The organism is Methanosarcina vacuolata Z-761, from assembly GCF_000969905.1.
Taxonomy (GTDB): Archaea; Halobacteriota; Methanosarcinia; order Methanosarcinales; family Methanosarcinaceae; genus Methanosarcina; species Methanosarcina vacuolata.
The window spans coordinates 2,801,170-2,821,916 of sequence record NZ_CP009520.1 but is presented as its reverse complement, the minus strand read 5'-3'; the positions used below and the strand labels follow the sequence as shown (position 1 = coordinate 2,821,916).

General features: G+C 38.2%; 17 protein-coding genes. 14 read left to right on the top strand and 3 right to left on the bottom strand.

Annotation, left to right across the window (positions count from 1 at the left end; all coding sequences use genetic code 11):
- Nucleotides 1–17: 17 nt before the first annotated feature.
- Nucleotides 18–197 (bottom strand): hypothetical protein, encoded by a 180-nt coding sequence (locus tag MSVAZ_RS11650; RefSeq protein ID WP_048121162.1) that lies wholly within the window; start codon nucleotides 195–197, stop codon nucleotides 18–20.
- A 273-nt stretch (nucleotides 198–470) separates the two neighbouring features.
- On the opposite strand from MSVAZ_RS11650, the gene galU reads away from it, so the two are divergent.
- From galU to MSVAZ_RS11615, 7 genes are all read left to right on the top strand, one after another.
- The gene (galU, locus tag MSVAZ_RS11645) at nucleotides 471–1,403 is read left to right on the top strand and encodes a UTP--glucose-1-phosphate uridylyltransferase GalU (RefSeq protein WP_156151071.1); all 933 of its coding nucleotides are present in this window, start codon (nucleotides 471–473) and stop codon (nucleotides 1,401–1,403) included.
- A gap of 173 nt (nucleotides 1,404–1,576) precedes the next feature.
- Nucleotides 1,577–1,777: a hypothetical protein gene (locus MSVAZ_RS11640; RefSeq protein WP_048121157.1), complete on the top strand. Its 201-nt coding sequence runs from the start codon at nucleotides 1,577–1,579 to the stop codon at nucleotides 1,775–1,777.
- Between the two features lie 780 nt (nucleotides 1,778–2,557).
- On the top strand, nucleotides 2,558–3,079 hold the full coding sequence (locus tag MSVAZ_RS11635) for a thioredoxin family protein (protein WP_048121155.1): 522 nt from the start codon (nucleotides 2,558–2,560) through the stop codon (nucleotides 3,077–3,079).
- Between the two features lie 125 nt (nucleotides 3,080–3,204).
- On the top strand, nucleotides 3,205–3,438 hold the full coding sequence (locus tag MSVAZ_RS11630; protein WP_048121153.1) for a hypothetical protein: 234 nt from the start codon (nucleotides 3,205–3,207) through the stop codon (nucleotides 3,436–3,438).
- Nucleotides 3,439–3,951: 513 nt separating this feature from the next.
- Nucleotides 3,952–4,419, top strand: a complete 468-nt coding sequence (locus MSVAZ_RS11625; RefSeq protein ID WP_048121151.1) for a peptidylprolyl isomerase — start codon at nucleotides 3,952–3,954, stop codon at nucleotides 4,417–4,419.
- Between the two features lie 313 nt (nucleotides 4,420–4,732).
- Nucleotides 4,733–6,424, top strand: coding sequence for an adenosylcobalamin-dependent ribonucleoside-diphosphate reductase (locus MSVAZ_RS11620; protein ID WP_052727964.1), 1,692 nt, complete (start codon nucleotides 4,733–4,735; stop codon nucleotides 6,422–6,424).
- Between the two features lie 169 nt (nucleotides 6,425–6,593).
- The gene (locus tag MSVAZ_RS11615; protein ID WP_048121149.1) at nucleotides 6,594–7,559 is read left to right on the top strand and encodes a DMT family transporter; all 966 of its coding nucleotides are present in this window, start codon (nucleotides 6,594–6,596) and stop codon (nucleotides 7,557–7,559) included.
- A gap of 25 nt (nucleotides 7,560–7,584) precedes the next feature.
- Here the strand turns inward: MSVAZ_RS11615 and MSVAZ_RS11610 are convergent, their stop codons facing one another.
- Complete coding sequence (locus MSVAZ_RS11610) at nucleotides 7,585–7,857, bottom strand: hypothetical protein (protein WP_048121147.1); 273 nt, start codon at nucleotides 7,855–7,857, stop codon at nucleotides 7,585–7,587.
- 713 nt (nucleotides 7,858–8,570) lie between these two features.
- Here MSVAZ_RS11610 and MSVAZ_RS11605 point away from each other — a divergent pair.
- From MSVAZ_RS11605 to MSVAZ_RS18915, 4 genes are all read left to right on the top strand, one after another.
- A complete protein-coding gene (locus MSVAZ_RS11605) occupies nucleotides 8,571–9,941 on the top strand; it encodes a hypothetical protein (RefSeq protein ID WP_084626131.1) in 1,371 nt (456 codons plus the stop codon).
- Between the two features lie 10 nt (nucleotides 9,942–9,951).
- The gene (locus MSVAZ_RS11600; RefSeq protein ID WP_048121145.1) at nucleotides 9,952–10,338 is read left to right on the top strand and encodes a hypothetical protein; all 387 of its coding nucleotides are present in this window, start codon (nucleotides 9,952–9,954) and stop codon (nucleotides 10,336–10,338) included.
- A gap of 959 nt (nucleotides 10,339–11,297) precedes the next feature.
- Entirely contained in the window at nucleotides 11,298–12,356 is a 1,059-nt protein-coding gene (locus MSVAZ_RS11595; RefSeq protein WP_048121142.1) for an IS5-like element ISMeva1 family transposase, read from the top strand.
- Between the two features lie 87 nt (nucleotides 12,357–12,443).
- Nucleotides 12,444–14,315, top strand: coding sequence for a tetratricopeptide repeat protein (locus MSVAZ_RS18915; protein ID WP_052727963.1), 1,872 nt, complete (start codon nucleotides 12,444–12,446; stop codon nucleotides 14,313–14,315).
- Between the two features lie 243 nt (nucleotides 14,316–14,558).
- Here MSVAZ_RS18915 and MSVAZ_RS11585 read toward each other — a convergent pair whose 3' ends face one another.
- Nucleotides 14,559–14,960, bottom strand: coding sequence for a tyrosine-type recombinase/integrase (locus MSVAZ_RS11585; RefSeq protein WP_269746827.1), 402 nt, complete (start codon nucleotides 14,958–14,960; stop codon nucleotides 14,559–14,561).
- Between the two features lie 83 nt (nucleotides 14,961–15,043).
- Here MSVAZ_RS11585 and ileS point away from each other — a divergent pair, with 83 nt between their 5' ends.
- From ileS to MSVAZ_RS20900, 3 genes are all read left to right on the top strand, one after another.
- Complete coding sequence (gene ileS / locus MSVAZ_RS11580) at nucleotides 15,044–18,220, top strand: isoleucine--tRNA ligase (protein WP_048121135.1); 3,177 nt, start codon at nucleotides 15,044–15,046, stop codon at nucleotides 18,218–18,220.
- A 71-nt stretch (nucleotides 18,221–18,291) separates the two neighbouring features.
- Nucleotides 18,292–18,924 (top strand): 6-hydroxymethylpterin diphosphokinase MptE-like protein, encoded by a 633-nt coding sequence (locus tag MSVAZ_RS11575; RefSeq protein ID WP_048123948.1) that lies wholly within the window; start codon nucleotides 18,292–18,294, stop codon nucleotides 18,922–18,924.
- Nucleotides 18,925–20,527: 1,603 nt separating this feature from the next.
- On the top strand, nucleotides 20,528–20,740 hold the full coding sequence (locus MSVAZ_RS20900) for a hypothetical protein (RefSeq protein WP_198146743.1): 213 nt from the start codon (nucleotides 20,528–20,530) through the stop codon (nucleotides 20,738–20,740).
- Nucleotides 20,741–20,747: the final 7 nt, after the last annotated feature.

Genomic DNA, 20,747 nt, shown 5'->3' with positions numbered 1-20,747 from the left:
GTCTTTCCTTTTAAATCCTATCTTGTCTTTTCGTTAAAATCTGGCTTTTCTGGATTTTTTGGATTTTTTGGATTTTTTTGTCCAGCAATTTGAACATTAATAGCTTTGAACCTACCAAAAATAATCCTTTTCGTAACACTTTCTTTCCCTTCTGTATTGATTTTCCCAGTACCTATCCATAAAGGTTTCACAGGCATCAGATTGCTCGGTCACTATTTTTAGATACAAACAGTATAGGAGCCAGATAAAGCCAGATATCTTCAGATCAAATCTATAGGAGCCAGACAAAACTAGATATCTGTTAATGGCTTAGTTTACTCAGAAAAGTAATATCTTAGGTTACAATTGTCCTTCACTTTGATTCTTTGGTATCACGGCAGAGAATAATTAATTATAAGGTAAGTATAATTTAACAAGATTTAATTTAAAATTTTATATTCTTACTTCAAACTCTTTTTGGAGTGTCCTTCTTGACTGTCAAAAAAGCACTTATCCCTGCAGCAGGCCTTGGGACCCGTTTCCTGCCTGCCACCAAGTCCATGCCTAAAGAAATGCTCCCTATAATTGACACGCCCGTAATCCACTACGTTGTAGAGGAAGCCATTGCATCGGGAATTGAGGATATAATCATTATCACGGGGAGGGGTAAACGGGCAATTGAAGACTATTTCGATGATTCTCCCGAACTCGAAATGCATCTTGCGAAAAAGCACAATACCGAACTTCTTAAACTTGTTAGGGATGTCTCTTCCCTTGTGGATATTCACTATATCCGTCAGAAAGAACCTAACGGACTAGGGGATGCGGTCCTCAGGGCAGAAAACCATATTGGAGACGAACCTTTCGCCGTGCTTCTTGGAGACGATATTATTGTGAATGACAAACCCTGCACGGCTCAACTCATTGAAAATTTTGAAAAGTATGGGAGATCCACGCTCGCAGTGGAAGAAGTTCCTTATGAAAAACTGAGCAGCTATGGAATTATAAAAGGAAAGCCACTCTGCGACTCCCTCTATATGCTTGAGGATATCGTCGAAAAGCCGTCACCTGAAAATGCTCCTTCCAATCTGGGAGCAATAGGACGCTATGTTTTCACCCCTGAAATCTTTGACTGCATAAAAGAAGCCGGTACCGGGGTGGGAAATGAAATCCAGCTGACTGACGGGATTCGTGTTCTTAACAGGTCTCAGATTATCTATGCCTGCAGGTTCAAAGGAAAAAGGTTCGATACAGGCGACAGGTTAGGGTACGTAAAATCAATAGTGGACTTTGCTCTTCAAAACGAAAACCTCCGAGAAGACATACTCGAATACCTGAGGGAGATCCTTGAGGCTGAAAAGATCCCGGAACAGGGGAAAGCTGATATTATGGAAGAGCCGTCGGTTGACAAGATCACAACTTGAGAGTATGGAAAATTTGGCGAAGGATGAGAAATTGAGTGAAGAATAGTAAATTAAAATATGAGATAGAGCTATCCAGGCATTACCTTGAAGTCTCTTCTATTGAGGAAAATTTCTGAAACTGAAACATTTTCAGTTGATGAACAAATAACAATATTAGTGGAATAATTGAAATTATGGGAAAAAAGATGGAGAGAGTATGCGAAAAGCATTATTCTCGCGTAATTTCATGCCGGGGTATTAGAAAAAATGGTATTGGGGAGAGGGCATCTGAGTATTGGGAGTGGGGTTTGGGGGGAAAAATATTGGTTGAGGTTTACAATAAAAATCGGTTTTTCTCAGATGCCTCACTTATAAATATGCAAGAATATATATAAAAACATGGTTATACTGTTAATAGTTATACGTTTTTTCACAGTACTTATCTTTTTTGAAAAAGATCTTTTTAATCAGACCTGCATTGTAAATCCGAATTCAGTTTGAAAACTACGCAAATATCCATTTGGATTCGGTTAAGATACGATCCATCAAAAATGCATTATTTTGCTATTTCTGTAAACCTCAAAATGTGAATCTCGATGAGTAGATCCTAGATTCGGCAGGTTAACGCAACTAGAGATATTTATTTTCATATTTATCTCCCATGAGACTCGATAATCATTTGTCCATTTGCAATAATGTCCGCAGACCCACTATAGCCTGATTCATAAAAAGATATCTATTTTTGTAACTACTCAGCCTATATAATACAGAATCAATAGCCATCTTTGCAAAAATTCAATAGACAAATTTCTGCAAATTGATTTTATGGAACTGTTGGCAAATGACTGCATTTCGTCTTCTTCTATAGGTTATTTCTTTGATTTCTTGCTTTCACTAAAATCAATATCAATAGACATATTTTGATAGGCTGAATAGTTACCTATTTTTTAAAGTTTTTAATAATAAGGATAAATTGTTCGGCTGTTTTTATTTATTATCTAGTTATATACATTTATGCTCTTAAGTGGAGTAAATTTTGGCTCATTATTTCAATAATATGAATGTGTAGTCCAGATGACTTTATAAATTAATTATTGAAACTGTTACGAGATGTTTAACACTTACAGATTTTAAAAAATCAATCATCTAATATTGAAAATAATGGAAGACCAAACATGAAGAAATCAGTTATATTACTGATCTTGCTTGTATTAGTACTCTTTACGGCTGGATGTGATGAAAAAAATCCAAAAAACTCAACAAGCTCAGAAGCAAACACGGAGAAAAGTGTTGTGGCTATAACCCAACTGGAGCAAGTAAACACATCCCTTCAAAAAACTCCCGTCTTTGTGAAGATAGGATCTAGATGGTGTCCAGAGTGTCGGTCTTTAAAACCTGTTCTTGATAACTTAGCAGTAGAATACCAGGGAAAAGCGACTATTGCTGCCATAGATGCAGACAAAAACCCCGAACTTGCAGAATATTTTGAAGTAGAGTTTATTCCTGACTCTTTTGTGATTGTGGGCATTGAAAATGGAACATATGTCTATATGCAGGAGAATGGAAATCTCAGCGCAGACAGATATAAGGCCAGGTTTGTTGGACGAAATGATACTGACGAAGAAATGTTTAAAAAAGTTCTGGATCTTGCCCTTGTTCAACAGGAAAAAACAGATGCAAATGAAACGAAACGTTGACTAATAACTTTAATCACAACGTCCATATATAAATCGAAAACTGAAGCCTAAAAACTAAAGCTTAAAAACTAAAGCTTAAGGTAAAATTAAGGTTTCGAATAGAATCGAAGAGCAAGAGGATAGCTATGGTTTGCCCAGTATGTGTAGTTGGAGGAATCGGATTTATTCTCAGTCGAATTTTTGGGTTCCCTGATGTTTGTGTTGCTTTCGTGGTCGGGATGCTGGCGACTTCGATGGCCTACTGGATGAATCATGTCATGGCAAAAAGATGGAGGAAAAGGAAAGGTCAACTTGTAGCACTCAATATCCTTTCAGGGATTATGTTTTTGTATTCTCTAAAATTGATAGGACTGTGGTAAGGTAGAAGTACGCTTTCAATCTCTTACACTTATTTCATTCTTAAACCAATTTTCCTCAGTAAAACTTCACTCTGCCATAATTTTTATGTAATCGGTTTTCTGTTGGGTTGCAACCGTTGCGCCGTTTGATTACAAACCGTTGCGCCGGTTTATCACGCCGATAGGGTTTGGGGCTAAGTTCATCAAATTCAAATGTTGCTGAGGTTTTCGGTCAAGCCTTTTTTGAAAAGGGTTGCAGTAAATCCTTTATTAAAAAGGGTTGTAATCACTCCCTCCACAGGTCCAACAAGAAATTTGGTAAATCATCCTGAATTCTTTGAAAATGTGGATTTTTTACCCCCCCGAATTCAGCCCTCTTGAGCGAACGACGTGAGCGAAAAGGGCCCCGTCCTCCCGAGACGGGACTCGGGCAGCGAAGCATTTACATGTAAGGTGAACATAAAGTGCACGAAAAGCCGACAAAAAGACAGGCGAAAATAAAAATAAAACTGGATGACTAGCTGAGGAAAAGCAATGGCTGTATGGAAAGGAAAGAAAGTGGTTCTACATACCACTATGGGTGATTTAACAATCGAGCTCTTTGAAGACATGCCGATTACGGTAGGAAATTTCGCAAAACTGGTGGAAAAAGGTTTCTATGACGGAGTTATTTTCCACAGGGTAATCGACAAATTCATGATCCAGGGCGGAGACCCAACAGGTACGGGCATGGGAGGTCCAGGTTATGAGATCCCGGATGAATTCACAAGCCATAACCGCAATGATAGGGGCACTCTATCCATGGCAAATGCAGGCCCGAACACCGGCGGCAGCCAGTTCTTTATCAACCTTGTGAACAATAATTATCTCGACAAGATGCACCCTGTCTTCGGAAAGGTAGTGGGGGGCATGGATGTTGTGGATTCTATAGGAAAAGTGAAAACTGACCGTCAGGACCGCCCGAAAACCGAAGTAAAAATTATAAAAGCTGAGCTGGTCTGAAACTTCTTATACTTAGGGGCAACCCCCGCTTTTTATTTTTCCTATCTTTCCAGCTTTCTATTTTTATACATTCTGCTTTTTATTTCTATTTTTTACCATCATTTTGGCTATTCGTCATTCTCTATGGATAAAATGATTTTTAATCCAAGGACCGCATTGGTTTTTATGAGAAAGTTAGTTTTTGGCCATTATTTCTGATCACAATTTTTGACCATTATTTCTGATCACAATTTATGATCATATTTTCGGATACAATGATAAAAAAGCCCGCCTAATAAGAGTAACTTCTTTTATCGGAGACTAAGCCTGTTGAATGCTCACAGGAGAGGAGATTTTTGTGTGGGAAACAGAAAAGGGACTGGATTTTCTGGCAAGTGAAACCCTTAAAGCCAGGTATCTGCGTGAGGGAGAAAAGGATTGGGAGGAGGTATGTGAGAGAGTTGCAAAGGCAGTAGCAGCAACTGAGGAAGAGTATCTTGATTTTAAAGATCTCATGGTCAGAAAGATTTTTCTTCCGAGCTCACCCACGCTCATGAACGCGGGCACTGAACTCGGACAGCTTGCAGCTTGTTTTGTAATTCCTGTGGAGGACAGGGTTGAGGAAATCTTCGATTCGATAAAAACTGCAGCCCTGATCCAGAAAACCGGAGGAGGCACAGGTTTTGATTTCTCAAAAATACGCCCTGAAGGGTCTTCCAGCACATATGACAATGACACGACGAGCAGTCCTGTAGCTGTCATGAAACTTTTTAATGAAGCAACTGAGATCGTAAAACAATTTGGAAGGCGACGGGGTGCTAACATGGGCATCCTTGATATTTCCCACAACGATATCCTTTCTTTCATCAGGGCAAAGCATGTCGAAGGCGAGTTGAGCAACTTCAATCTCTCGGTTATGGTACCTGATGTTTTCATGGAACTTGTTGAAGCAGATAAGGCTGACGAAGTTTGGAACGGGCAAACCGGTGTAACAGTTGGGCGCATATTTTCCGAGATTGTAGAAGGGATCTGGAGAAACGGCGAACCGGGTATTCTTTTTTATGACCGAATAAATAGGGATAACTTCACGCCTGCACTTGGTGATATCTCGGCCACAAACCCCTGCGGGGAAGAACCACTTCTGCCTTTTGAGGCCTGCAACCTGGGCAGCATAAACCTTTCCCTTTTCGTTATGGACGAGAAAGTAAACTGGGACTTTCTCAGAGAAGTAGCTGGAAAAGCTATCCGTTTCCTTGATAACGAAATTGATAAGAACGCATATTCTGCTCCGGAGATCGAGGCTGCAACTAAGAGGACCAGGAAAATAGGGCTTGGAGTAATGGGGCTTCACGACATGCTTTTAAAGCTCGGGCTGCCCTACGACTCACAGGAGGCTCTCGAGCTTGCGGAAAAGCTTATGGAACAGATTACATGGGCTTCTATCAGGGAATCAAGGAAGCTTGCTGTGGAAAAAGGAAGTTTTCCGGAATATGAGAATTCCACATGGGAACTTCCTATGAGGAATGCTGCATTAACCGCAGTCGCTCCGACAGGCACGATCAGCATTCTTGCCGGTTGTTCGGCAGGAATTGAACCTGTTTTCAGCTGGGTCTACAGGCGAACTCAAACCGTAGGCAGAGAATTTATGCTTGTGCATCCGTTTTTCAAGGCTCATTTCAAATCAAAACTTTCGGAAGCTGACTATAACTGGCTTCTGGATCATGTCTATAAATACGGTACGTTGCAGGATGTGGAAAGTCCAGAACTTGTAAGTAAAGAGGAAAAGCAGCTTTTCAGGTCAGCTCTTGACATTGACTGGAAGGCCCATATTGATATGCAGGCTGCGTTTCAACGACACTGCCATGCCGGTATTTCGAAAACTATAAACATGCCTGGTTCTGCAGGAAAAGAGGATATCAAACAGGCTTTGGTTTATGCCTGGAAACAGGGTTTGAAGGGGCTTACTATCTATAGAACTGGAAGCAGACAGCATGTGGTGCTCAGCCTCCAAAAATTTAAAAATTAAAGCCGTCCTGCCTGTAAAAAATACAAAGGTTGTAGCCTGTAAAAAACGTTTGTGATCTCAAAACTGAGTTTGGGACCTGCAAAGAATTATAATTTTAAACAGTGTAATAAATATTAAAAAGTGATATCTTACTAAAAATATATATACATTTGATCACTCTAAATAATCTATGACTGATACTTCTAAACATCACCTTGAATTGCTAGTCGCATGCGTCATTTACGGCACCGTTGGGATCTACATGCAACAGCTTGAGGATATGTCCATAGGCTCAATTATTTTCTACAGAATACTCTTTGGACTAACAGCTCTTTTATTCTATCTTGCAATTACCGGTAATTTAGGCCAGCTCGCTCTAAAAAGAAAGAAGAAGTACCTGCTTCTCCTGGGAGTTTTCTATGTTTCGCAAATGTTTTCCTATTATTCGGCAATTCGGTATCTAGGAGCTTCTTCAGCTGTTCTTCTTCTCTATACGGACCCGATTTATCTGACTATTCTTTCCCCTCTGCTTCTGGGAGAAAAGAACACGGGAAAAACTATTCTTGCCCTCTTCCTTGGTTTGATAGGGATCTTTTATATAACAAGGCCTGAAGGAGGTTTTGAACAGCTTGAGTTTGGCAGTAGTTATCTTAAGGGAGTGCTTTTCGGGCTTATTGGAGGTCTTTTCAGCAGTGGCGTAATAATCTCGGTTCGTTATCTCAGAGATGAATATAACGGGCTTACTCAGCTCTTCTGGCAGAGTGCAATTAGCCTTTTCTTCCTTTCACCGTTTGCAGTTTCCGTTCCACGGGATACACTTATCACAAACCTTCCAGTCCTGGTGCTCTTTGGGGTATTAATCACAGGAATCGGTGCAGTATTTTATATAAGGGGTGTAGCAGGCGTGAATGCTATTACAGGCAGTCTCCTTACTCTGCTTGAGCCGGTTTCCTGCATATTCTTCGATTATACGGTACTTGGAAGCCCGATTCACAGTGGGATGCTTATCGGCTGCGTTTTCATCCTTGCTGGAGCAATTGTAATAAGCCTTGATGATTCATTTTCCATGAAAAAACTGCTTTTCCGGGACAGGACAGCCTTTGGTAAAAGGACGTTTGTCAGAAAAAAACCGGTTTTAAGATCTCCAGATAAATAAAATTTATATTAAATATAATTTATATTTAAACTCTATTTTTTCTTTTTCCTTTCCTTTTTCTTTTTCTTAAATTAACCTGCTTCTGCTCCTTTTGATCGCATCGTTGACCCGCAACCATTGTGCGCTGTTTGATCACGCCGACCACGTTGCTGAAGTTTTCGGTCAAGCCTTTTTTGAAAAGGGTTGTCCCACAACCGTTGCGCCGGTTGATCACGCTGATAGGGTTTGGGGATAAGGCTCTCAAACTCAAATGGTCAGGGTTTTCGGTCAAGCCTTTTTTGAAAAGGGTTGTGATCACGCCGCTCCGAAGGGTTTTTCTCTAAGGCTTTTTTTGAAAAGGCTTATGAGCAAGCAATTTTTTTAAAGGCTTGCAGTATAACAAAGCTTAAATCAAGTACAGTAATTACTGAATAAATTGATTGACGCGTGGAAGGTCCGTTTCCTTCAACAGGTAAAGGCATTCTTTCCCGAATACTGATATTGTGTTCGTTAAATACTTATTTGAAGTTAAATATATAAGCGGCCGGTAGTAAAGTTTTCCAACAGTCCACCGGTTAGAAATTTATTGTCAATACTTATCGGACAGCTGCAGGACATCTTCAGGACGGGACTGCACTGACCGCACTTTCACTTTAGCTAATCTTCTTCAGGGAGACCCTATATGATAGAGGATAGTTATACCTGAGATCTTTTACTTTTCTCTTTTTACTTTGTTTGAAAAAAAATAAGTTTTATAAGGTAAAAGTTTTCGAAGAAATATGCAAACCATAGCAACAAAGTATTGTAGTCATACATTGCAAATTCCTATAAGAATTACTAATTGAAGGATTCTTATCGGAAATTTGCTGTTATATGATGATGCGCTAAAATCCTATAAACATTACTATGCCGCAACTTACATATCAGAGTGGAAATTATATTTTTGAATAGTTATACTAATAAAAAAACAAAGCTATATATGAATGTTAACTGTAAAAGTGTATAAAAATCTACACAAGATGTGGTACAAAATTGTCTTTAATCAGACCTAGATTAAATGATTACTACAACTTGCCTTTTACTCAAGAAGAAGTTGATTTTGCAATCCCTTTTTTGGATGAGGATATACCCTTATATTTAGACCCATTTCTTTTATGGAAATCCCCTTCTTTACAAGACAACTCTTTGCATACTTCTTTAGTAAATAGTTTTAACCATCTAGGTTATTTGCTAAGAAAAGGAAAAAAATCAGGGGCTATTGACGTTCTAGTAAAATGTTCTGAATGTGATGAGGTGGGTTTAGGGAACTCAAAAACACGAAAAGGAATGCCAATAGGAGAAGCTGTGGCTGAAAGAATTCTCTCATTATTTGAAAACATACCTCAGATTAACTCATCTGGTTTTGTTCACTTTGAAGAAATACAGTTATTTGTAGAACAGATATCAACTGATAGAATAAGCGATTTTGCGTGCAGCTTTTTAAAATCATTCTTAATAGATTATACAATTGATCAATGTGAGGAACACAGTATTCCTACTGAAAGCACACATATTACTGTCTATAATTATAGAAAGCATGTTCTTGATGAAGAAGATGTGACCTTACCTGTAAATCCCATCACAAAAAGTCCAATAATTTTAGTCCCAAAAAGATGGTTAAGGCGAATGTCATGGATAAATTATCAGGACTATCTACATAGCTATTATATAAAAAACGTTCAAAGTGGGGATAGTAAACAAACTGAGCATGTGTCTTTACTTAACTATAACAGGCAAAATTATGATGTTATTCAAACTTATATAAAAATAAAAGAGAGAACAAGTTCAGATTGCAAAAACGATCCATTGTTTGCACCAATTCCAGTTACTTCTAGTCAGAGAAAATTATCAACAATAATAAATTTACCGACTGGGAAAACTGACAATGCTGATAAAAAATATGAAGATTATGTATGTCAGTTGTTGGCGTCATTATTCTATCCAAAGCTAGACTTTGCTGCCGAACAAAGCCGAACTGATTCAGGTGTTTTAATTCGGGACTTGATATTTTATAACAATCGCTCATATGATTTTTTAAAGGATATATATGATAACTACGGAAGTCAACAAATCGTTTTTGAGCTAAAAAATGTAAAAGAGATTTCAAGAGACCATATTTATCAATTAAATAGATACTTAAATGATAACTTTGGAAAATTTGGAGTCATTGTTACCCGGAAAAAACCTCCTTCAAAAATAGTAAAAAATACAATTAATTTGTGGTCTGGGCAAAGAAGATGTATATTAATTTTAGACGATGAAGACCTTAAGACAATGTGCTTACTCTACGAAACAAAACAGCGTTTACCAATTGATGTACTTAAGAAAAAATATGTTGAGTTTATGAGATTATGTCCATCTTGAAGGTGATAATATGAAAGAAGAAGATGTAGATTTTTTTATAACAGTTAATGCGCAGTTATTTGATATGCACAAAGAAATATCTGAAATGTCCAAGAAAAAACCTGATAATGCCATAAATAAATTCAAACTTACATACATAAATAAAATCGTAGAAAATGCAAATAAAATTCTAGGAGAGAACTTTAAGCCATTTAATGACTTCGAACTTTTCGATGAAGATGATTTACCTACTAATAGTGATATAACAATAATGCTTTCTCAGTATCAAAATGCTATGGAAAAATTCCGATGTAATAACATAATGGAGGGCTATGGTAGAAATTGGGTTTGGGTAGTCGATGGAAAGGTATCTGATATCGAAACAGCTAGCCCTTCAACTAAATACAAATATAGATAAACGTCGTCACGTAAAAAATTAGTTGTCAATTTAGCTAAACAGAACTCTTTTTCTCACTAAAAAGATACAAATAAACTAAATTTTGAAAGGAGGGAAGGCAAGCCTTCCCTCCCGCTCCGGCTTAACTTCCCTTTTTACTAATTTAGGCAATCAATCTGTACCAAATCTAGAAAGGATTAAGAAAAATACCTCTTTTTGCTACCCTGCCCGCAGGGAAAGACCGGACAAAGAATCCAGCTTTAGGAAAACCTATAGAGATATACCTAAAGTTTCATCCAGTCTTTATACGCAAAGAACAAGACCAGCCTACCCACATGCACCGCCCAAACCATGCGGCAGGTCTTAGACCCTTAGCACCTGCACCTGATACCAACTGCCCACCGATACCACCGCGAGCCATACGTAGGTATTAGGAACCCTTATACCCATTATTGAGACACTACCCGCCAGCCCAAGCCATACGTTCTCAAACTCTAGAACCCCGATTTGTACCTTAGATCATGTATAACAGCCCTATCGTTACCCGTTATTGAAAACAAGTACATGCCTAAGGCGACAGGGCATAGGATTTATCAAGTAACCTTAAGTATGGGACTTGCACCTAAATTTAGAAACTAATAAAAACTGTTCTACTTTGGGCAATAATTTTAATTTATAAAATCATTAGCTAAAATACAGATATAAATAAACTTTGTGGAAATTCTGGTAAAACGTCTTATTTAGTTATCAGTATTTTTATAAAGGCCATATTAAAATAGAAAACTTTAACAATTATTTTAGGGACCTAAAAAATCTTATGAAACAATGAGTGTTATAATTGTTTTATTCCCTCAAATAACATGAAATTTAGTTTTCCCTTAAAAAAATACATTCTCTTTTTGTCTAAAATTTGATTTTACCTCGTTAAAAATCGTAAAATTTATTGAGGAGGATGTATAATCCTCCTTTGGTGTTTGTTTGTGAAACCTCCGCTTATCCCAATAAACGAAGATTACAAATGGAAATTGCTTTCAGAGATATTAAACGTTTTTGATTTACGATCCACCAAGCAAATTCTTTCACAATATGAAATCTTACCTCTCGAAAGATCAATACCTGCTCTGAAAATCGTTATTACGAGCATGTATTTCTGCCTTGAGATTTCCTATGTAGTCAGAGAATTGGAAGAAAAGAAGAAATTAAGAAAATTTATGAGAATAACATCAGTACCTTCTGAAAATGAAGTATACAGTATCATAAGCAGCTTTGATCCTATGCAGTTTATCAACTTTGTTATTGGATTACTTAACAATGTTTGTTCTCAGCGTAAAAGAGGTTTAAGCCATATCATAATCGATAGCACAGACATCAATCTTGATCTTAACTGGTTTAAGAGAAAAATTAGCAAAAAGATGTTAGAAGATCGAGAATTTAAATGGGGACACTCTAAGCATCGAGGTTATTTCATAGGGATGAAACTGAGTCTTGCCATAGAATATCCAAGCTTAAAACCTTTAACTTTCATTATTAATGAAGCAAATGTTAGTGAATACACGGTTTATCCTCAGATTCTAGAAGAGCTAAAGAAAAGGAAGAAAATAAGACAAGGAGATGTACTTTATTTCGATAAAGGTTATTTTTCATATGAAAACTATGTAATAGGAATAGCGAAATACAAAATAGTTCCGATTATTTTTCCAAGGATTAATTGCAATTATAACAAACTTTTCAACATGTTAAGCTATCCTTTGAACATATTTGATTCAAAAAGAAATACGGAAGAAGATAAGAAAATATATAAAAGACTTGTAGTAAAATTTAAAACTTTGATGGAAAATTGGGGAGGACTTAAGCCTATTAGATCTCTCATTGAGGACATATTTAAATTAGCCAAAAAAACGTGCAATATGGAGAATTTACACCGATATACAATGCGTTCTGTAAAAAAGTATTGTTCTTTAGCTGTATTTTTGACAGGGGCAATTACTGCGTTCTTTATTAGTGATAAAAAGGGATTACAGCACTTGGCTGAGAGTTAAGAAAAAAAGCACCATAAATTATTTGTATAATTTTCTGTATTCATTCAATACTTTTCGAGAATATTGCAACCGGAGGATAAAAATATAATGAAAAAGAGGGAAAAATTATATCCACTTGTTTTAGCTTTAACAGCCCTCTTTTTATTTTTAATTATTTTCTCATCGACTGCACTGGCAGCCAACAATGAGAATGCTCTTGTATTTCAGGGGAATTACGAAGAGGCAATAAAGGTCTATGATAAAGCCATTGAAAACAATTCTCAAAACTCAGAAGCATGGTATAACAAAGGACTTTGTCTTGCAGAATTGGGTAATTATGAGGAAGCAATAAAGGCCTTTGATAAAGCAATTGAAATTACACCTCAAAATACGGGTGCTTTGGACAATAAAGGATATTATCTTGAATGTTTAGGCAACTACGAGGAAGCAATAAAGGCCTTTGACAAAGCAATTGAAATTAATTCTCAAAATTCATACGCATGGTGTAATAAAGGACTTTGTCTTGGGTATTTAGGTAATTACGAAGAAGCAGTAAAAGCTTTTGATAAAGCAATTGATATTAACTCTCAAGACTCAAAGGCATGGTACAATAAAGGATATTCTCTTGAATGTTTAGGCAATTATGAGGAAGCAATAAAAGCCTTTGATAAAGCAATTGACATTAACTCTCAATATTTAGATGCATGGTACAATAAAGGATATTCTCTTGAGTGTTTGGGCAACTACGAAGAAGCAGTAAAAGCCTTTGACAAAGCAATTGATATTAACTCTCAAGATTCAGACACGTGGTACAATAAAGGAACTTGTCTTGCACATTTAGGTAAGTACAATGAAGCAGTAGAAGCTTTAGATAAAGCTATTGAAATTGATCCTCAATACTCATATGCTTTGAGTCTAAAAGAATCAATTCTCTTAAACTCAAATAAATCGCTTTTCTCTAATAGCAATATGTTCGTGGAAGAAGATGATTTACTTGAATATGCGCAAATTTATTTGAAAACCTATGAAGATATTATAAATGAATCTAATCTCACAAGTGATGATTTAGGGCTATTTTCTTTCTATCAAAACTATCCATATTCAGTGAACGCAACTATTTCTAACACAAATGGGGCATCTGTAACGTTTATTCCACATTCTACTGACAAAAGCAAGGTAACTAAAGTACCATATCCAATTGAAAAACTGATTCCTATAATAAATAATGAAGAATTGAATAGCCCCTCGATAAGGGGTTTATCAATAACTGGAAATAGTTCTAATATTTCTATTGGACAAATCTTCTACGGAGGTAATGTTTCTAATATTTCTGATATGGAGAACTACAGCATAAGAGATGGATTTGTTTACGCTAATAACTCTAGTAATAGTTCTTTATATAAACTTACTAACGCTCCCATCATATTGGGCGAAGGAGCCCATCTTAATGGCATTACTTACATTGATTCCAATAATGTATTCCGAAAAGGAGAATTAATATTCAATGGCTCTTTAATATTAAACGATTCAAAAGTAATTATGAAAAGTGATCTGAAAAAGGATTGGACAAAAGAAAAGGCAGAAGAAGATGTTATAGGCTTTATATACAAAGAACAAATTGATAGAATTTTTAACTATAGTAAATTAACAGGAATAGGTTATCGTGAAATTGGTAAACTAGTTACTGATTATAAAGAAAAGGAAACTACTGGATATTATGAAACAAATAGTTACGCTAGATTGAGAGATGCAAACGCAATATTCAGTAAAGCTGATCAATATGGAATCGCACATGATTCGGTTTTAATTGAGTTATTAAATAATAAGCAAGAAGAAACATCAATTGATAAAATTTTCAGCCTGATGGAGCGATTTTTAACAGTTATTGGAATTATTAGTTTGATTAAAATAAAATATATATACCAAAAGTTGAAAAAATATTTTTGCAAATTTTTTAATGCCTCACATAAATTTTCATAAGGGAATTGAGGCTTTACTAAGTTCTTCTTGTGTACTTCTCCCTACTCCGCACATGCCGGATAGTCTCACCGGCAACTTTAAGCTAGTTAGAGCCAGATAGCCGCCCTCTGGGAGCATGGCAGACTAACCAGGATAAGAGTCGGTTCGACATGGAGCCGGCTGTTAAGATAAGATGCTGAATATACAATAGGTATTGTACGACTTCCTGTTTTCCCTTTTGGAATTGTGACCGCTGCCTCATAATCAGGTCACATTCTCAATTTTGATTGATACCATTTCACCCTTGCGGCAACCTGATTCATACAAAAAAGATATTCGGGTTATGTCCCTTGGATTCCTGCATGCTTCTATAAGCTGTTCTATTTCCTTCTGTGATAAAATAATGGGCGGTTCTCTCCTTTTTACTTTGAGTTTTATACTACGCACCCCTTCGGGTGATATAGTGGATAGAAACTTTTTTAAGACAGCTTTGTATTGGTACAATGTACTATCACTATAGTTTTTGGGCTTTAGTGATCTGAGGTAAGCTAAAACAGTTTTGTCTGTAATCTCTTGTCCATCAAGCCATTTGATAAAAGGTTTTAATATGAATATGTTATTATCCAATGTTCGTTTACTTAATCCATCATCCTCTAACCGTTGCAAGTATTCATTAAAGATCAATTCATTCTCAATGTTTAGATATATAAACTATATCCTATAAAAGACGTCACGTTTGGTGTTCTTCTATGATAAAAGAAATCACTGCCAAGTACAACGCAGAGCAAATCGAAAAAAAGATAACGCAGCTCTGGAAAGATAGCGATGCTTATAGAAAGACCCGAGAGCACCGCAAGACTGGAAAAAGACTTTTTTTTGTTGACGGCCCCCCGTATACGACCGGACATATCCACCTGGGAACTGCCTGGAATAAGATCATTAAAGATTCCATTCTTCGCTATTACTCCATGAATAACCGTAATATTCTCGAGCGTCCTGGCTGGGATATGCACGGCCTGCCGATTGAGGTCAAAGTTGAAGGCGTGCTCGGCTTCAAGTCCAAAAAGGACATTGAGAGCTTCGGGGTAGAGAATTTTATTGAGAAATGTAAGGAATTTGCCATCAACCAGAAGCAGGAAATGACTGAACAGTTCCAGAGGTTAGGGGTCTGGATGCAATGGGATGCCCCCTACATGACCTTAAAAGACGATTACATTGAAGCTGCCTGGTGGACCCTCAAGCAGGCCAGTGAGAAAGACCTTCTGGACGTGGGCAAACGTTCAGTCAACTGGTGCCCTCGCTGTGAGACTGCAATTGCAGACTCCGAGGTCGAATATGCTGAGAGGACAGACCCTTCAATCTATGTGAAGTTTAAGATCAAAGGTGAAGAAAATACTTTCATAGTCATCTGGACAACAACCCCCTGGACAATTCCCGCAAACGTAGCTGTAGCCGTACATCCTGGTTTTGAATACTCAAAATTCAGGGCAATCAGGCAGGACGGCTCTGAAGAGATTTTGATTGCAGCTACCGACCTGATCGAGAACGTCCTTAAACAGGGCAGGTATGTTGACTACGAAGTGCTTGAGACAATGCTCGGGGAAGACCTGACGAAACTTGAGTATGAAAGCCCTGTTGGGGACCTGGTGCCTGTGCAGAATGAGATAAAGCATGGCATTTATCTTGCCGATTACGTAACTGCAGAAAACACAGGCTGTGTACATATTGCCCCAGGGCATGGTATGGATGACTTTAACGTTGGCGTGAAGTATAACCTTCCAATCCTCTGCCCTGTGGGCCCGAACGGTGCCTATACTGAAGAAGCCGGGGAATATGCGGGGAAGAACGTCAGAGAGGCAAACCCGATCGTTATTGAAGACCTGAGAAAACGCAACAAGCTGCTTGCAGAAGGAACGGTTACTCACAGGTACGGGCACTGCTGGCGCTGCAAAACGCCTATAATCTACCTTGCAACCGAGCAGTGGTTCCTCAAGGTTACAGAGATAAAGGACAAAATGCTTGAGGCAATTGATGCCGTAGACTGGTACCCTGACTGGGCAGGTTCAGCCAGATTCAGGACCTGGGTAGAAGGTGCCCGAGACTGGTGCATTTCCAGGCAGCGCTACTGGGGAATTCCGATTCCGGTCTGGAAGTGCAAGAAATGCGGAAAACTTGAGGTAGTAGGAACTAAAGCCGAGCTGCTGGAAAAATCCGGAATAGTCGGCGATGTTGAACTTCACCGCCCCTATGTGGACAAACTAACTATTCCCTGTGAGTGCGGCGGAGAGAAAAAACGTGTTGAAGACGTTTTCGATGTCTGGTTTGATTCGGCTGTTGCTTCCTGGGCTACCCTGAAGTTCCCTCAGACCAGGGAGGAGTTCGATAAATGGTGGCCTGCTGACTTTATCACTGAGGGACATGACCAGACTCGCGGTTGGTTCTACTCCCAGCTCGGAGCAAGTATGGTGGGCTTCGGAAAAGCTCCTTACAAGAGTGTACTCATGCATGGTTTTACGCTTGATGCCGGCGGAAAGAAAATGTCCAAAAGCCTTGGAAACGTTGTTTCCCCGCTTGAGATCATCGACAGATACGGAGCTGACACTCTGCGTGCCTATGTGCTTTCTTCAAGTGCGCCCTGGGATGACCTTAAATTTAACCTGGAAGAAGTAGAAACCGTTAATCGTTCAATCAATATCCTCTGGAATGTCTTCAGGTTCCCGCTGCCTTATATGGCACTTGATAATTTTGATCCGCTTAAGGTTAGCCTTGATTCCGTAAAAGACGCTCTCAGAGAAGAGGATAGGTGGATTCTCTCAAGAGTTCAGTCCGTTGTTAAGGCCGTAGATGAAGCAATGAGTGGGTACTTTTTGCATAAGGCAGTGCGTGAGATTCTTGAATTTACTCTGGAGGACCTCTCCCGCTGGTATATTCAGCTTATCCGCCCGAGAACCTGGACTGAAGCTGATGACCCTGACAAGCTTGCAGCTTACTGCGTGCTTTATGAAGTCTACGTAACCCTTACAAAATTGATCTCTCCTTTTATGCCTTACCTGGCTGAAGAGATGTATCAGAACCTTATGAGAAATGTAGATCCGAATGCACTGGAATCGGTTCATATGTGCGACTGGCCAAAAGTCAATGAAGCCTATCTTGACCCTGAACTCGAAGCGGCCATGAATACTGCACGTTCTATTGTGGAAGCTGCTTCAAACGCCCGCCAGAAAGCAGGAAGAAAGCTCAGGTGGCCTGTTTCCCGAATAGTTGTTTCCCCTGAAAATGAGGATTCAGCAAAGGCTGTCGAGAAACTGCGCTCAGTCCTTATGGATCAGACAAATTCCAAGGCAATTGTCCTGACGCCAGTTGGTGAGAGCTGGGATGAACTTGGGCTTGAAGTAATTCCTGACCCGAGCAAAATAGGTCCTGTGTTTAAGAAGGATGCAGGAAAAGTCATTCCTGCCCTGCAGAAAGTTGACGGTTTTGCTTTGAAGAAAGCCTTTGCTGAGGCTGGTGAGTTTGAACTCTCCCTTGCAGACGGAACAACGGTTACAGTTACTCCGGGTATGGCAAACTTCAAAGAAACTCTGCCAGAAAGTACAGCGAGTGCAGAGTCTGATGCCGGTCTTGTCTATGTGGACGCAAACCTTACTCCGGAACTGGAAGCTGAAGGGTATGCAAGGGAAGTAATTCGCAGGCTTCAGGATATGCGGAAAGAACTTGACCTTGTAGTGGATGAAAACATCCGTGCCTCAGTCCAGATCAAAGATGAAAGAGTCCTGAAACTTGTTGAAACCCTCAAAGACCTGATTGCAGAAGAGGTAAGAGCCGATATCCTTGACCTTGGCAGTGATATCGATGTTTCCGGCGCCCTTGTAAAGGATTGGGATGTCGAAGGCATTGCCATGAAGATGGGAATTGCAAAGAAATAAACTCTTAAAAAGAGTTGAAAATTAAAGAAGTTTTGAATTCAACCTATAAAACGGAAAGGAAACTGATTCATATGGATTTTGCTACCTGGGAACCGATTTACGAAAGAATCCTTGAGGATTTCGGGTTCGACCGAAAAGGCGATGAAAAGGCAGCTCTCTTCCTTTCCCACAAGCTGACAGAAGAAAACACGGTCAGCCTGTCTGAGCTCAAAGCAGTAATTTCCGGAAAGCCTGTCCTGGTCTGTGGAAATGCTCCAGGGCTCAGGAGTGACCTTTTGGAAATCAATTTTTCTGCTTTTACGGTAATTGCAGCCGATGGAGCTGCTGCTGTACTAATGGATATGGGCATAGTGCCTGAGGTCATCTGTACCGACCTTGACGGCAATTCCGAAGCTGATATCGAAAAAGAGATCCTTGCCTGTGAAAAGGGCTCAATAGTCCTTATTCATGCGCATGGGGATAATATCGATAAGCTTGAGAAATATGTTCCCCGCTTTAAACGATTTATTGCAACTACCCAGGCAAAGCCTTTTGATGATATCTATAATTTTGGCGGCTTCAGTGATGGAGACCGATGTTTTTTTGTAGCCAGGGAATTTGGAGCTAATAAAATCAGACTAGCAGGTTTTGATTTTGAAGATAACAATGTAAACCCGATTAAGAAAAAGAAATTGAAATGGGCAAAGAAACTGATAGGGATCTGAGATTTTTAAAAAGAAAACGATCTAATTAAAAGTGCTAATGATTCTACTGAAACTAATAAAAAGACAATAAATTGACAAATTCGATTTTTTTTATTCATAAGCTGAATCAAAAAAATTATCCTATTTAATCGTCGCCCTTTATATTGATATTTTGCATAAAATAAAAAGACTAAAGTTCTAAAGTTAAATACTAAAAAGAGTTGTACTACTTTTTCAACAAAATTCAGTTATTTTCAGGCTTTAAATTGGATTTAGCCAGGAAATAGAGCTGATAGAGATTATTAAGGTGATATTTTTTGGCTGAATATTCAATTACAGATTTTTATTCCTGATTTATTGAGAGTTTTTATAGAACTAGGGATTGTAGAGTAATTTCAAAAGTAAGCTTGTTTAATTGATAGAGGGTTTCTTCAATTTTATATAGATTATTTATATTCAGAAACAGTTATTCTAGATCTTTTATATAATTTCTAATTATATGTTTAATTGTACTTTCATGGGAGAACATGGGAGAACTGTTTCTCTCTAAAAAGAAATGAGTACTCTAATAATTTCTAAAAAGTTGCCATGAAAGTATGATTGGGGGTGGGTGAAAAAGTTTGATTAGAGCGTGTAATTCTCTAATCTAAAAGCCTACCTGTATAGTATCTGAAAAGTATAAAATAACATAGTAAAATCCTGGAGGTAAATATAATGTGTGGATGGTTTGGTGGCTGCGGCTGGGGCGGCGGCTGGGGCTGGCGTCGTAGCTGGCGCCGCTGCGGCGGCTGGGGCGGCGGCTGGGGCGATTGGTGTTAAGAATAATCGCCAGGTCAATCGTTGAGCCCGTGAAATGTTAAGTATGGATGAATAAAAATAGCTATCAATTCAAGATAGAAAGATAACTTCTGATTAATTGTCTTGAATTGATGGCTATGCATTTTATTAACTGCAAGTTAGCAACTACAAGCTTCATGTGTTTGAAAGCGGGTTTCTATTCAGGCTAATTAAATCAAAAGTTCACTATTTTGTAAGAATAATTTATTTTAGGAATATTATACTTTAGTTTTAACTTTCCCAAGTGAAAAAGTTCAAAAACAGAATGAGTAGTACTATTTTCTTTTACTAAATGCATACCCTTTGAGCCCCCAAATTAATTATAATTAGAGAATATGGCGTATCTATACCATCCAGGTTTTATTTTTGCATAAATATTAAATTTCAGACTATAAGTCCTGATTTCTCGAGAGATTTAAAAACTCAAATTCCATAAATTAAATATAAAACTAAACATGATTCATCAGCGCATGGTTTCCCAGCTTTTTCAATGACTATTTAGTGTTAAGAACTTATTATTCTATTTGATTTATATAATTTACAATTATATTATCGATTGTACTTTCTGGCAATTAAAGTTAAATCTGCTTCTTTTTAAGTGAAGATAGGTTACAACGTGATTGTCAGGAGTAATAATAGAGTTGGGGAGTCGATATAAAATTTGGTTGGAGAAACATGTACTCGAATCTAAAATTATATCTTTCCCAATATATAAAACATTGTATAAAAATAAAAAGAAAATAATAAAAAAATCTATAAAAATATAGTAAATATGGAGGTAAATATTATGGGTGGAGGATTTGGATTATTTGGAAAAGGAAGATTTGATGGTTGCGGCGGCTGCGGTTGGGGCGGCGGCTGGGGCGGCTTTGGCGGCTATGGTGGCGGCTGGGGCGGCTGTGGATGTGGTAAGCCCGAGGCTAAATGCATAACAGCAGTTCGTGCCTGTAAGATTAAATCCGGCGGCTGCGGTGACGGCTGGTGGGGCGGCGACTGTTAAGAGCAAT